The organism is Thermococcus eurythermalis (genome assembly GCF_000769655.1).
Lineage (GTDB): Archaea > Methanobacteriota_B > Thermococci > Thermococcales > Thermococcaceae > Thermococcus > Thermococcus eurythermalis.
In genome coordinates this window covers 1,541,946-1,555,202 of the sequence record NZ_CP008887.1, presented here as the reverse complement: position 1 = coordinate 1,555,202, position 13,257 = coordinate 1,541,946, and the positions used below count along the sequence as shown (strand labels likewise).

At 53.4% G+C, this 13,257-nt stretch carries 16 protein-coding genes; 10 read left to right on the top strand and 6 right to left on the bottom strand.

The window, feature by feature from the left end; translation table 11 throughout:
* Window positions 1-96 precede the first annotated feature (96 nt).
* From TEU_RS08395 to prf1, 5 genes are all read left to right on the top strand, one after another.
* Complete coding sequence (locus TEU_RS08395; RefSeq protein ID WP_050003352.1) at window positions 97-285, top strand: class III signal peptide-containing protein; 189 nt, start codon at window positions 97-99, stop codon at window positions 283-285.
* 65 nt (window positions 286-350) lie between these two features.
* Entirely contained in the window at window positions 351-542 is a 192-nt protein-coding gene (locus TEU_RS08390) for a class III signal peptide-containing protein (protein WP_050003351.1), read from the top strand.
* Between the two features lie 105 nt (window positions 543-647).
* A complete protein-coding gene (locus TEU_RS08385) occupies window positions 648-1,205 on the top strand; it encodes a HEAT repeat domain-containing protein (protein ID WP_050003350.1) in 558 nt (185 codons plus the stop codon).
* Window positions 1,206-1,215: 10 nt separating this feature from the next.
* Window positions 1,216-1,461 carry a pro-sigmaK processing inhibitor BofA family protein gene (locus TEU_RS08380; RefSeq protein ID WP_050003349.1) on the top strand — a complete coding sequence of 82 codons (246 nt, stop codon included), beginning with the start codon at window positions 1,216-1,218 and terminating at the stop codon, window positions 1,459-1,461.
* 64 nt (window positions 1,462-1,525) lie between these two features.
* Window positions 1,526-2,773 carry a peptide chain release factor aRF-1 gene (prf1, locus tag TEU_RS08375; RefSeq protein WP_050003348.1) on the top strand — a complete coding sequence of 416 codons (1,248 nt, stop codon included), beginning with the start codon at window positions 1,526-1,528 and terminating at the stop codon, window positions 2,771-2,773.
* Window position 2,774: 1 nt separating this feature from the next.
* Here prf1 and TEU_RS08370 read toward each other — a convergent pair whose 3' ends face one another.
* Both TEU_RS08370 and TEU_RS08365 read right to left on the bottom strand, forming a co-directional pair.
* Window positions 2,775-3,047 (bottom strand): type II toxin-antitoxin system RelE family toxin, encoded by a 273-nt coding sequence (locus tag TEU_RS08370; protein ID WP_050003347.1) that lies wholly within the window; start codon window positions 3,045-3,047, stop codon window positions 2,775-2,777.
* The gene (locus TEU_RS08365; protein ID WP_050003346.1) at window positions 3,044-3,262 is read right to left on the bottom strand and encodes a DUF5646 family protein; all 219 of its coding nucleotides are present in this window, start codon (window positions 3,260-3,262) and stop codon (window positions 3,044-3,046) included. Before TEU_RS08365 ends, TEU_RS08370 begins: the two co-directional genes overlap by 4 nt.
* A 250-nt stretch (window positions 3,263-3,512) precedes the next feature.
* Here TEU_RS08365 and TEU_RS08360 point away from each other — a divergent pair, with 250 nt between their 5' ends.
* On the top strand, window positions 3,513-4,583 hold the full coding sequence (locus tag TEU_RS08360) for an AAA family ATPase (RefSeq protein WP_050003345.1): 1,071 nt from the start codon (window positions 3,513-3,515) through the stop codon (window positions 4,581-4,583).
* On the opposite strand, the gene TEU_RS08355 is transcribed toward TEU_RS08360, so the two are convergent.
* Window positions 4,584-6,506, bottom strand: a complete 1,923-nt coding sequence (locus TEU_RS08355; RefSeq protein ID WP_050003344.1) for an arginine--tRNA ligase — start codon at window positions 6,504-6,506, stop codon at window positions 4,584-4,586.
* Between the two features lie 69 nt (window positions 6,507-6,575).
* On the opposite strand from TEU_RS08355, the gene TEU_RS08350 reads away from it, so the two are divergent.
* Both TEU_RS08350 and TEU_RS08345 read left to right on the top strand, forming a co-directional pair.
* Window positions 6,576-6,854 carry a lipoate protein ligase C-terminal domain-containing protein gene (locus tag TEU_RS08350; RefSeq protein ID WP_050003343.1) on the top strand — a complete coding sequence of 93 codons (279 nt, stop codon included), beginning with the start codon at window positions 6,576-6,578 and terminating at the stop codon, window positions 6,852-6,854.
* Between the two features lie 5 nt (window positions 6,855-6,859).
* Window positions 6,860-7,405, top strand: coding sequence for a stage II sporulation protein M (locus TEU_RS08345; RefSeq protein ID WP_227738693.1), 546 nt, complete (start codon window positions 6,860-6,862; stop codon window positions 7,403-7,405).
* On the opposite strand, the gene TEU_RS08340 is transcribed toward TEU_RS08345, so the two are convergent.
* On the bottom strand, window positions 7,352-8,452 hold the full coding sequence (locus TEU_RS08340; protein ID WP_050003342.1) for a DUF354 domain-containing protein: 1,101 nt from the start codon (window positions 8,450-8,452) through the stop codon (window positions 7,352-7,354). The two genes, TEU_RS08345 and TEU_RS08340, sit on opposite strands and share 54 nt — an antisense overlap.
* A gap of 292 nt (window positions 8,453-8,744) precedes the next feature.
* Between TEU_RS08340 and TEU_RS08335 the strand changes: the two genes are divergently transcribed.
* Window positions 8,745-10,016 carry a UDP-N-acetyl-D-mannosamine dehydrogenase gene (locus TEU_RS08335; RefSeq protein WP_050003341.1) on the top strand — a complete coding sequence of 424 codons (1,272 nt, stop codon included), beginning with the start codon at window positions 8,745-8,747 and terminating at the stop codon, window positions 10,014-10,016.
* Complete coding sequence (gene wecB, locus TEU_RS08330) at window positions 10,013-11,146, top strand: non-hydrolyzing UDP-N-acetylglucosamine 2-epimerase (protein WP_050003340.1); 1,134 nt, start codon at window positions 10,013-10,015, stop codon at window positions 11,144-11,146. Before TEU_RS08335 ends, wecB begins: the two co-directional genes overlap by 4 nt.
* On the opposite strand, the gene TEU_RS08325 is transcribed toward wecB, so the two are convergent.
* Window positions 11,132-11,815 (bottom strand): hypothetical protein, encoded by a 684-nt coding sequence (locus tag TEU_RS08325; protein WP_144244838.1) that lies wholly within the window; start codon window positions 11,813-11,815, stop codon window positions 11,132-11,134. The genes wecB and TEU_RS08325 overlap by 15 nt on opposite strands.
* A 36-nt stretch (window positions 11,816-11,851) precedes the next feature.
* The gene (locus tag TEU_RS08320) at window positions 11,852-13,111 is read right to left on the bottom strand and encodes a radical SAM protein (RefSeq protein ID WP_050003338.1); all 1,260 of its coding nucleotides are present in this window, start codon (window positions 13,109-13,111) and stop codon (window positions 11,852-11,854) included.
* Between the last annotated feature and the right edge of the window lie 146 nt (window positions 13,112-13,257).

Sequence of the window (13,257 nt, the reverse complement as noted above, 5' to 3'; positions counted from 1 at the left end):
AGTGTTGGGTATGGTTCTCCCCATTATTGGGGAGAAAGATATATAAGCTTTTTTGGGCAATTTATGGTTGAAGTAACCCTTTGGAGGTGGTTTGCCATGAAGAGGAAGGCCCAGGGTGCAATTGAGTACCTGTTTATGATCGCCGCGGCGCTGGTTATAATCCTGATAGTCGTTAAGCAGCTCCAGGGCAAGGGCAAGAGTGCCAAGGATACTGCTAACCAAGCTGAAACCGAGATAAACAACACCCTTAACCAGATGATGGGGAACAACACTACCACTACCTAAGAAATGATTGTGTCGTTTCTTTTACATTTTAATGATTTTGATTTGTTTAATGGCAGGTGCCAGCAATGAAAAGGAGTGCTCAGGCTTCAATAGAGTACGTTTTTATGGTGGCCATCGCCTTAGTCTTGATACTCTTGTTCCTGCGCACGTTCTTTGATCCCCGCACTGGTACCGTCCGCAAGGTGGGGAAATTCCAGAATGATACTGAGGCTAAAATCTCCGATGAGATGGATAAAGTTATTAACGAGCAAGATTAATGCCCGGCCATCGTTTTAGAGGCTGTCCTTCCTAATGTTTGGAGCATTTGAGACAAAAAGTTTAACTATAACAAATGACTCAAGAGTTCTTCAGAGGTGACTCCTATGGCGTTCCTCTCCTTCGGCTCAAAAAAAGGCAAAATAAAAAAGCTCATTGAAGAAGAGCACTTCGATGAGGCCGTGGCGCTGGCAATCAAGGATAAAAAGGCACTTGAAGGCCTCATTGAGCTCCTCGATGACAACATGCCCGGAATCCGGGGGGATGCTCTCCTAATCCTTGGAATGATCGCCCAGCAGAATAGGGAAGTTCTGGGGCCGCACATAGAAAAGATACTCCCCAAAGCCGTGGAGCTCACCAAAAACAGGAACCCCTACGTTAAGGAGAACGCGATGGTTCTCTCCCGTGAGCTCGTCCTCAGGTTCCCGACCAAGGCGAGTGCACTGAAAAACACCATTCTCAATGACCTTATAGACGAGCTTAAAGAAGGTGACAAGAACACCAAGGCCTTTGCCCTGATAATGCTCGGCGAGCTCAAAGCTGAAGAGGCCAGACCTTATGCCGAGGAGCTCGTGGACGTTGAGGACAAGGTTATACTCCCCTTCGAGGGCAAGAAGTGGGTACCCCTCGGCCAGATAGCGAGGGAAACCCTTGAAAAGCTCTGAGGTGGTGCTAATGCCCAATCTGATTCTCTTTGTGATTTTTCTCTTTCTCCTCGCAATCGTCGGGTGGATAGTGCTTAAACTCACAATAGCAGTCCTTAAGTGGCTCGCGGTCAACGCGATTACCGGCCTCATAATAGTGGGTGTCCTCAACTTCCTGGGAGTCACCCACGTCCCCATAAACTGGCTGACACTCCTCATACTCGCCGTTGGGGGAGTGGTCGGCGCGTTTATCCTCATACTCATCTCCCTCCTCTAACTCCAAACCTTTATAAAGGCCCTTTTCTTGCCTATTTCAGCGAGAGAAGGTAGGGGTGATGCTCATGTCTCACAAGTCTGCGGAAATGTATGAGCTCAAGAAAAAGGTCGAGGAGCTGAAGGGCTATCGAGGCCGCGCAACCGAGCTCGTCAGCCTCTACATCCCGGCAGGCTACGACATAAACAAGGTCATGCAGCAGCTTAGGGAGGAGTACGGAACAGCCCAGAACATCAAGAGCAAGTCCACCCGAAAGAACGTCCTCGGTGCCCTCGAAAGGGCAATGCAGCACCTCAAGCTCTACCGAAAGACCCCTGAGAACGGTCTCGCCCTTTTCGTCGGAAACGTGAGTGAGCAGGAGGGAGTCAGCGACATAAAGCTCTGGGCGATCGTCCCGCCCGAGCCCCTCAACGTCAGGCTGTATCGATGTGACCAGACTTTTGTTACCGAGCCCCTTGAGGAGATGCTCCGCGTTAAGGACGCCTACGGCCTCATCACCGTCGAGAAGAACGAGGCCACGATAGGCCTCCTGAGGGGCAAGAGGATAGAAGTCGTTGAGGAGCTTACTTCAAACGTCCCCGGAAAGACCCGCGCCGGTGGTCAGTCGGCGAGGCGTTACGAGAGAATCCGTGAGCAGGAGACCCACGAGTTCATGAAGAGGATAGGCGAGCACGCCAACAAGGTCTTCCTCCCGCTTCTTGAGAAGGGTGAGCTGAGGGGAATCATCATCGGCGGCCCCGGACCGACCAAGGAGGAGTTCGTCGAGGGCGACTACCTCCACCACGAGCTCAGGAAGAAGGTTATCGGTGTCGTTGACATCAGCTACCACGGCGAGTACGGGCTCAGGGAGCTCGTGGAGAAGGCCAGCGACATACTGAGGGACCACGAGGCAGTCAAGGAGAGGAAGCTCATCCAGGACTTCTTCAGGCACCTCGTCAAGGACACCGGAATGATAACCTACGGTGAGAAGGAGGTCAGGAAAGCCCTTGAGCTCGGAGCCGTTGACACGCTCCTCATCAGCGAGGGCTACAACAAGGTTAGGGTCAAGGCTAAGTGCAACAACTGCGGCTGGGAAGAAGAGAAGACAATGAGTGAGGGGGAGTTCCAAGTCTACAAGAAGAAGCTGACCCACTGTCCAAAGTGCAGCAGCCAGAACATAACCTTCGAAAAGTGGGACGTCGCGGAGGAGCTCATCAAGATGGCAGAGGAGAGCGGTGCAGAGGTCGAGATAATTTCCCTCGACACCGAGGAGGGCCAGCAGTTCTACAAGGCCTTTGGTGGACTTGGAGCGTTCCTGAGGTACAAGATTCAGTGAGCTACTTGTACGCATCTTCTCTCTTCTTTAAACGATGTATCAGAACCAAGCGTTTTTGCCAGTTAACAGAATAAATCACCCTGTAATCTCCGATTCTAACCCGATATATGTCCAAATCAGCGGAACCCTTTATCTTAACAATATCAAACCTGTCCCTCGGAACTGCTTCGTATCTAAGGGCCTCTTTTAACTCCAAGAACTTCCTCAGATTGGCCTTTGGGAGAGATTTAACAGCTTTAACTACTTCCCGCTTTATTTTGACCTCAAAGGTCATAAGTCGTCCTCCAAGAGATCTTCGAGGTCATCTGCGTTAACCCATTCCTCCTCGTGGAACTCCCGGGCTTCTCTTTCTATCTCCTCAACTTCCTCGGCCGAGAGCTCGTTCTTGACCAATGGAACAAGCAGAGCTTCAAGACGCTGAACTTCTACCTTTAGACGCTCAAGCTCTTCCATAACGTGCCTTACGGTTGCCTCACTAACCCTCTCCATAATCTCACCTCCCTGTGGTTCTCACGGAACTATTTCTATTTTTCGCTTAGTGGCCTGATAAGTTCCTTCAGAACTCAGCCCAGCACCTCAACGAGCAGTTTTCTAATCATCGTCCCGTCTGAAATGGAGAACTATCACACCGCGCATAAAACCACCGAGAGTTCTTGGAGAAGGAGGTATTTTAAGACTCCGAATGACTTGGGAAACCTTTAAGTATCGGTACCGATACTAAGTATCGGGGGCGATACCTATGCTGTTTGACCCACGGCCGAAGAGCAGGAGGGAGGAGATTTTCGACAGGGAGAAAGAGCTAAACTCTCTGCTTAAAGGAATGGAAGAGTACCCGATAACGGTTCTCATCGGAATCCGGAGGGTGGGGAAGAGTTCCCTCCTGAGGGTAACCCTGAATGAATTTGACGGTCTTGGCCTTTACCTCGATGCGAGGAGGCTTTACGCAGCAGGGGGCGGCACGATAAGTCCCGCCGTTCTGGTGGACGAGATTAGAAAGATACTCCTTGGAAAGGGCAGGTTCGGCTTTCTGAGTGGAATAAAGCTGGAGAGCGTTAATCTGGCGGGAGTAAAAATCACACCAAAGGAGATGACCATAATAGACGTCTTCGAACTCCTGAACGGCCTCGGGGAGAGGTTTGGGAGGGTCGTCTTGGCTTTCGACGAGGCCCAGTACCTCCGCTTCTACGGGCCGAGGGGTGGAAAAGACCTTTTGGCGGGAATAGCCTACGCCTATGACTCTCTCCCGAACCTCGGCTTCGTGTTCACGGGTTCAGAGGTCGGCCTCCTCCATGATTTCATCGGTATCGACGACTACTCGAGTCCACTATTCGGCAGGGTCTACGAGGAAGTTGAAGTTAAGCCGTTCCCGAGAGGGCTCTCGGAGGCTTTCCTGCGGGTGGGGTTTGAGGAGGTAGGCTTGAAAGTTCCGGACGAGGAGATAAAGAGAGCTGTCGATGGGCTCAACGGCATTCCGGGCTGGCTTGTGGAGTTCGGTTTCAACTACTGGAAGAGCGGAAGCTTTGAGATGGCCATGGAGAGAACTGTCGAGAGGGCCCGGGCGATGATACGGGAAGAGCTTCTTGAGCTTGAAAAGCGCTCTCCAAGGTATTCCCTAATCCTCAGGGCGATAGCAATCGGCCTCCACCGGTGGAAGAACATCAAGGACTACGTGGAGGCTAAAGGCGGGCCCATAACGAACGCGAGACTGTCCGCGCTCCTGAAGAACCTTGAGAAGATGAGCTGGGTGAGGAAAGAAAGCGGGGAGTACCGGATAATAGATCCCCTCGTGGAAAAAATATTGAAGGGCTAATCACATCTTCTCCGGCGCCTCTATTCCGAGTAGCTCCAGCCCGTTCCTGAGAACCTGCTTCACAGCTAAAACGAGGAGCAGGCGCTCTTCCCTGATTCCGTCCTCGGCCTTGAGCACCGGATGGTCCATGTAGAACTTGTTGAAGAGCGAAGCCAGCTCATTGAGGTAGGCAGGAACCAGGTGGGGCTTGATGTCCCCGCCCGCGCTCTCTATCACTTCAGGGAACTTGGCAAGGAGCTTGATGAGCTCCTTTTCGCGGAGGGTGAGCTTCGAGAAGTCGGCCTTCTCAAGGAGTGCCCTCCAGTCAGTCTCAACGCCGCTCTCCCCTGCCTTCCTCAGGATTGATGCACAGCGCGCGTGTGCGTACTGGATGTAGGGTGCGCTCTCGCCCTCGAAGTTGAGGACGTCGTCCCAGCGGAAGGTTATGACCTTGTCTGGGCTGTACTTGACGAGGTTAAAGCGAACCGCGCCAACTCCGACCGCTTCAGCTATCTCGTCCTTCTCCTCCTCGCTCAGGTTCGGGTTCTTCTGCTCGACCAGCTCCCTCGCCCTCTGGACGGCCTCGTTGAGAACTTCGTCAACGGTAAAACCGACCCAAGTTCCCTTCCTGCCTGAGAACTTGCCTTCAGGCCTCACAACGTGCTCGTAAGCCAGGTGGTGGAAGTTCTCAGCTGAGTCCTCAAAGCCGAGGAGCTGGAGGGCGTATTTAATCGCCATCTGGGGGTGCCTCTGCTCCGCTCCGATGACGTTTATCACTATGTCCCCTCTGCCGAACCTGCCGGGCATCTCCTCGCCATCAGGGGCAGTTGTCCAGGTCTCGTGGTTCTCAATCCTGTCCCAGACCTTGTAGAGCATGTCAGCCTTGACCTTGCCAAACTTCCAGAGGTGATACGCTATGTCCTTGCCTGTGTAAGTTGCCGTTCCGTCGCTCCTTTTGAGAACCAAAAACGGGTTCTTCATGTCAGGGAAGAGCTTCCTTAAATCCATTACAAAGGCCCCTTTGTACTTGCCCTCTGTGGCCCAGAAGAAGTTCTCGTTGGCCTCGATGAGCCTGTAGGCCTCCTCGAAGATTCCGCTCCTCACTATGTCGCTCTCCCAGCTGAGCAGGTCGTAGGCGATACCCATGCGGTAGGTTGTGAGCATCTGGGCTTTAACAACGCGCTCCGCCAGCTTCCTGCCAATCTCGGCTATCTCGTTGTCCCCCTCTTCGAGCTTCTTCATGAGCTCGCGTATCTCCCTGTCAACCTCGGGGTTTTCCTCAAGCTTTTTGTTCACCTCGACGTAGAGCAGGCCCATTACGTGGTCTATGAAGTCCTCCTTCAGGCCTTTCTCCCTCAGCTCGGCCTCAATCCTCTCGAACTCCTCTTTCATGTTGAGGTAGCCCCAGAGAACCTGCGCGAACTGTACTCCAAGGTCGTCTATGTAGTTCTGCACCTCGACGGTGTAGCCGAGCCTGCGCATAATCCTCGCCATCGTGTCGCCCAAAACCGCGTTCCTGGCGTGCCCCATGTGGAGGGGCTTCGTTGGGTTCACGGAGGTATGCTCGACGATGACCTTCTTACCCTCACCAACGTTGCTTTCACCGTAGCTGGCGCCTTTTTCAAGGATTTCCTTCACAAGGGCCCTCCCGAAGTAGGCGTAGTCCACGTAGAAGTTTATGTAGCCGTTCACGGCCTTAACATCAGTTATCCCTTCTGGCTTTTCAATCCGCTCAGCGAGCTCTTCGGCTATGAGCTTCGGTGCCTTCCTGAAGACCCTCGCGAGCTGGAAAGCTACCGCAGTTCCAAAATCACCGAGCTCAAGGCTCGGTGTGTCGTCAAAGGTTATCTCTCCGTCCCACTCCTTCCCAGCCTCGGTGAGCATTTCATCGAGCGCCTTCCTGAGTGCGAGCCTTGCCCTCTCCTGTATCTCTTTATAGACCATCTTCACCACCGCTCCCACTTTAACCCAACCTTTAAAAAGTTCTCCCGCGAGCTTACAACGGGGATGGGTATGAAGCACCACGTCGGTGAGCACAAGGCCAAGAAGGGCCTCATAAGGATTGAGTTCGACGAGAGGGACGGAGTTGCCGAGCACGTTAAGATTACGGGAGACTTCTTCATGCACCCCGAGGAGGCAGTCCACGACCTCGAGAAGAAGCTCGAAGGGCATAAAATCGAGGAGCTTGAAAGTCTGATTGATGAGTTCTTCGCCATGAGGCTCGACGTTGAGATGCCCTACGTTAACGTTGAGGACTTCAAGATTGCCCTCAAGAAGGCCCTCGAAGGGTGAGGTGTGTGGAACTCCGGAAGACGTTCTCGATGCTCCTTGGGACGTTCCTGATGGGAATAGTCCTTGGTGTAGCGTATGCTTACGTTCAACCGGAGAAGGCAGGAGAATACGTACTTAAGCTAGCGGAAGAGCTCGGGGGACTTTCGCCCAATCCCTTCGATAACTTCGTCAAAATTTTTACCCACAACGCCGGCGTCGCCCTGCTCGTCCTTGCCTCCGGGCTGTTCTTTGGAATTGGCCCCTGGTTAATGATGCTGTTCAATGGGGCCGTCGTTGGAATCGTGGTGGGGTTCTTTGCGAAGATTGGGGCGCCCTTAAGTCAGATTATCCTGGGCATAGTCCCCCACGGCGTCGTGGAAATCCCGGCATTCGTCCTTGCGGGAACCGCCGGTATTGTCTGGTACAGGAACATCCGTGAAGCTGAAAAACCTGCAAGCGGCTTCAAAGAGGGGATAAAAAAGGCGCTGAAGCTCTATGCAGTGGCCGTTGGAATGCTCCTAATTGCGGCCTTCATCGAGGCGTACGTAACTCCCAAGGTTGCCGGCCTCTGATACCTCGAAGGTTCCGTTCTCCTCGTACGTTTCTATTTCCCTCAATATCGCCTCCATCGGGTTTTCAAGTCCGCTGACGACGTTCCGTATGTAGCTCCTGTAGCTTCCGTTGGCCTCTATCATGCGCTCGGCGACCTCAGCGACTTCGAGCGGGTCGGTGGAGTGGAACTTGACGCCGAGCTCGATTAGCCACCTGGTCACCGACAGGAGCCTTCCCGGATAGGTGGAGATTGTAGGTGTCCCGAGCGCTATTGCCTCCCTGTTCATTGTTCCCCCTGCACCTATCATGAGTCTTGCATAGTGGAGGAGGCTGAGGCTGTCCACGGGCTTTTCAGGCATTATCACGTTGTCAAAGTGCTCGAAGCGTTTTCTCTGCTCCTCAGTCCGTGGGAAAAGGACTATAGGCATATCTGGCAGGAACGGAATGACGTCTTCGAGCACGCTTCTCTCCGGCCCGTTGAAGTAGTTGGCCTTAACCGGCTCGGTGCGCATCACGATGTAGCCGTTCTTCTTGAGGCCGAGCTCGTGGAATACCCTCCTGTCCGGCTTAAATCCGTAGAGGTGGGCCAGCTCTGAGAAGCCGTTTACTGGCTTCATGCCGTTGGGGTCGGCACCGCACTTGAGAAGCTCGTAGGCGTCTATAGCCTTCGGAAAGAGCAAGAGCCTGGTAAACGGCAGGATGAGCTTGTTCTGGGCAATGGCGGTTTCATTGTCCACGAAACCTATGCTGGGAATTCCAAGGCCAAATGCCACCCTGGGGGCCTCAACTGAGTGTTTGTAGACGGCGAGGTCAGGTTTTTCCTCGATTATCAGCCGGCTGAGCTTGTATACTCGTTCAGCGCTCGCGAGGAGCTTGCCTTCAAGGGTAGAACCGCCGTGCTTTCCGACAACGTAGTAATCAAAGCCAAACATGTCGAGAATTCCGGTGAGGCCGTCAAATTCCCTCGTTGTGATTAAAACCTCGTGGCCGGTTTTCTCAAGCTCCTTGATCAGGCCCTTGAAAAAGTGAACGTGAGGCGCGTTCGTGATATCTACCCATACCTTCATTCTACCACCCACCAACAAATGGACGGTTCTGTCCAATATAAGGCTTTCCGAAAAACGGTTTTGGAAGCGTTTTTTAGGACACTCCAGAAGAGTCCAATCAACAAAAAACGCTTTCTAACGCTTTCCTTCAATGGCACCGGTTGCAACAGGTTATATCTCCCGGCTCGAATTGGAGTGAGAGGGAACACGAAAAAATTTCCCGGTGTGCGTGTCAGAACGGTTTCAAAGCTTTCAAAATCGTTACCTCAAAAAGGCTTTTATTCGGCTGTTTCAACCCGCTTCGGTGGAAGCGATGGACGGAGTGAATGAGATAGCGGTGATAGGCCTTGGATACATTGGCCTTCCAACGGCGATAATGTTCGCGAACGCTGGCTTCAAAGTCACCGGTTATGAAATAAGGGAAGAGGTCGTTAAGAAAATAAACTCCGGCGAGGCCCACATCGTTGAGCCAGAGATAGACGAACTCCTCCAAAAGGCCGTTGAAAGCGGCAACCTCAGGGCCACCACCAACCCCGATGACATCAAGGGAAAGGACGCCTACATAATCTGCGTCCAGACCCCGCTGAGGGAGGACAAGACCCCCGACCTGAGCTACCTGGAGAGCGCCGTTAGGATCGTCGCGAAGGCCATGAAGCCCGGCTCCCTTGTGGTCATAGAGAGCACGGTCCCGCCGCTCACGACGGTTAGAATGGCAGAGCTCATAGAGGAACTCACCGGACTCAAGGCAGGGAAGGACTTCTACATGGTCCACGCCCCGGAGAGGGTTATGCCGGGGAGGATTTTCAAGGAGCTCGTTTACAACTCCCGCATTTTTGGAGGTATAACCCCTGAGAGCGCTGAAATGGCTGAGAGACTATATCGCTCCTTTGTCAAGGGGCAGACGTTCAAGACGAGCTCAACCGTCAGCGAGGTCGTCAAGCTTATGGAAAATACCTTCCGCGATGTGAACATCGCCCTTGCCAACGAGTTCGCCTTCCTCGCCCACCAGTACGGTATAAACGTCTTTGAGGCGATAGAGCTGGCCAATACCCACCCGAGGGTTAAAATCCACACCCCTGGAATAGGGGTTGGGGGCCACTGCCTTCCAAAGGACTCCCACCTGCTTCTCTGGCCAGCCAAAGAGGACTTCGGGCTCATAAAGCTCGCGAGGGAGATAAACGACTCCATGCCCCTCTTCACAAAGGATTTGCTCTTCTCGGCGCTTAAGGAGCTGAACGTCCCGCCGGAAGATGCCGTCATAGCGGTTTTGGGGCTGGCCTACAAGGGAGACAGCGACGACACTAGGAATTCCCCGGCGCTGGCATTCGTCGGGGAGATTGAGGAAGACGTAAAGGAGGTCAGGACGTATGACCCCTTCGTTCCGGGAACGAGCGGGAGCGTTGAGGAAGCAGTTGAAAACGCCGACGCCGTCGTTATAGCAACAGATCACTCAGAGTTCAAAAACATTGACTGGGAGCACCTTGGAAGGCTCATGAGGACGAGGATTCTCATCGACGGCAGGCACGTAGTCGAGAACCCGCCGAGGGGCTTCCTCTTCAAGGGCGTTGGGAGGGGAGAGTATTGAAGCCGGCCTTTGTATTTGGAACCCGGCCAGAGATAATAAAGCTCGCACCGGTTGTTAGGGCGTTCATTGAGAGGGGCGTTGAGCCCCTTTTAATTCACACCGGACAGCACTACGACTACGAGATGAGCAGGGTCTTCCTCGAGGAGCTTGAGCTCCCACCAATAGACCACCACCTCGAAGTCGGCTCCGGAACTCAGGCCGAGCAGACTGGGAAAGCGATGATAAAAATCGAGAGAGTTCTGATGGAAGAAAAGCCCGACGTGACGCTCGTTCAGGGTGACACCAATACGGTTCTGGCAGGTGCCTTGGCCAGCGTCAAGCTCAAAATCCCCGTGGCCCACGTTGAAGCTGGCCTGAGGAGCTTTGACAGGACGATGCCGGAGGAGATAAACAGGATTCTGGCCGACCACGCGAGCGAGGTGCTCTTCCCTCCAACAGAGGAGACCAGGAAAAACCTTGAGCGCGAGGGTATAACCGAGAACGTCTACGTGGTCGGCAACACCATCGTTGATGCCGTTCTCCAGAACGCTGAGGTTGCCGAGAAGAAGAGCAGCATACTTGAGAGGCTCGGACTGGAGCCGAAGGGATACGTGCTCATAACGGCCCACAGGGCAGAGAACACCGACAGCAGGGAGAACCTGACAAGGCTCGTTGAGATGCTTGAGGCCCTCCAGATGAGGGCCGTCTACCCGATGCACCCGCGGACGAGGAAGAGGCTTGAGGAGTTCGGCCTCTGGGAGAGGGTAAGCTCGATAGAGAACCTGACGGTAACCAAACCCCTTGGCTACCTTGACTTCCTCAAGCTGGAGAAGAACGCCTTCGCGATAATGACAGACTCAGGCGGAATCCAGGAGGAGGCGATAATCCTCGGCGTTCCCTGCCTGACCCTCCGCTACAACACGGAGAGACCTGAGACTGTCGAGGCGGGCGGGAACGTCCTTGTGGGTCTCGAAAAGGAGCGCGCCCTGGGATACCTCCAGAGGCTCTTGGAGGACAGAGAGTTCTACAGAAAGATGGCCGAAGCGCCGAACCCATTTGGCGACGGAAAAGCAGGGGAGAGGATAGCCGAGATACTGCTGGAGCTCTACAAAAAGGGAGAGCTGAAAGTCAGGAGCTCAAGGTTCATCTGAATCAATCCTCAGAAACTGGTCAAGCTGGGACGCTATCTCGCTGGCAACCATCTCGTAGGGGTCGCCCTCTGCGAGTTTCCCCACCTTTCCTTTTAGATGCCACCAGTAGGCAACGTCACAGGTCTGGTTTGCTATTCTGAGTTCTAAGAGTCTTTCTATGCATGCCTTGCGGAGCGTTTCCGCGGATTTATCAATCTCAGCTTCTGAAAACGCCAGCCCGCGGTTTATCGTCTCAACCGCGGATTCAACGTCGCCCGCGTAGGAATAGTAGAGGATCCCAGATATCGAAATTTCATTGTATATGAGCCCATCATTTTCCTCAACAACGGGCCCGTAAAAGAGGACGAACCTCCCCTTTAAGTCATAGTTCTGGACATCATCAACAATTACGGGCGTGAGGCTGTGCTTCCCAATTACTTCCACGAGGGCTTTTTCGATGTAGTCCCTGTACGGGTCCGGTGCCCACACGGCTACGTAAACGACGTTAGGGTTTTCTGGGGCGAACGTCCAGTTGTAGTCTTTGTATGTTATTAGTGTTCCACCACTCTGAGATGCACCTGAAAGGGCAGATAACACGTATGAATCCCGGGCAAGGGCAACTCCAACAATAGAGAGGACAATTAGCGCTACGATGCCCAACACTAGAAAGATACGTTTCACTAGCCCCACCCAAGAATGGTTCAAAAAATTACTTTAAAAAGTTTTTCAGACCTCAGTTCCAATGTAAATCCCGTGCCTCGTCCTGACGATTCTTACCCTTATCTTGTCCCCAACTTGGGCATTGGTGCCGACGACTTCGATGAGCCTGTTCCTTGCCTTTGCGAGCATCTCCCCCTCAATCCTGCCAGGGAGGACGACTTCCGCCTTAACTACCTCTCCAGGCCTAAAGGATAGAGGTATAAACTCGCGCCTCTCCATTCCGAAGTGGCTCGGCTTCAGGACGAGGGGCTTCATGCCGGTCTTCTCCTCAAGCTTTCTCAGCCAGGAGTAGAACTCCTTGAACGGAACGGGCTTCGCTATGACCGGGTTCCTCCCGAACTTGTATGGGACGTAGTTCTGGAAACCAAGAGCAGGCCAGCGCTTCCCTGCGCCGATTTTTCTCGCGAACTCTATGAATGCCTCGGCCTCGTCGTCGTTCACGCCAAATATTATCACCGGTGCAATAAGGACGTCAATGCCGGCGTTTACTAGAGCCTCGGCCATATCGAGGACGTGCTCAAGGTCGTAATCCTTTCTGCCCATGAGCATCTTCGCTTTCTCTGAATCGAGGGAGTGAATGGATAGGTTAACCCTGTCGAGGCCAGCTTCCGCCAGCTCCTCGACGAGTTTGTCGTTGAGAAGCGTCCCGTTGCTCTGCATCGATATGACCGAGACGTTAGGGTGCTCCCTGAGTGCCTGCACGAGCTCAACGCGGAAGGGATATATGAGCGGCTCACCCTGGCCGTCGAGGTGGGCTTCGAGGCCCTTGCCCTTTATCCGGGCGACTTCATCAAACCACTTCATGAGATAGTCAATATCAACCACGTAGTCGAGCTTTCTCGTCCTAGAGTAGGGGCCCTCATCAACGGAGCAGAAGATACAGCTCAGATTGCACCCGCTGACACCGCGAACCTGAATTAGATTGGTGCCCCTGTCAATCAGGCCGAAGGCGTTGTAGCCGAGGAGCGGGACGTCGAGGCCCTCATGGACGTAGAGAACCTTTCTCTTTGTGTAGCGGTTTCTCAGCAGGCCACCGAGGTTGTTCTGGATGTAGACCGCTATGAAGTTCTCAACCTTTTCGTAGTCAGTGTCAATGAGAAGCGCCCCTTCACGGGCAGTAATCTGGGGAGAGACACGGTATTTCTTCCGTATGACCCTCTCCAGCTCCTTCTTTGGAAAGTCAGCGTAAAGGGTCTCCCTCCAGATTAGCCTAATACTATCACCTGTGTCCTCGAAGACGACGTGGGGAAGGCGAATCTCAATCATGTTTCGGGAGTTTGGGCTCGCTCTTAAAAATCCGACGATGGATAAAACCTCCAGCCCTGGGGCGTTCTGACGGCACGTCTCGTCCAAAAATTTTTTAAGGTAAGCACTGTCGCAATCATGCGGGCATGGAAACATTTTAATATCGT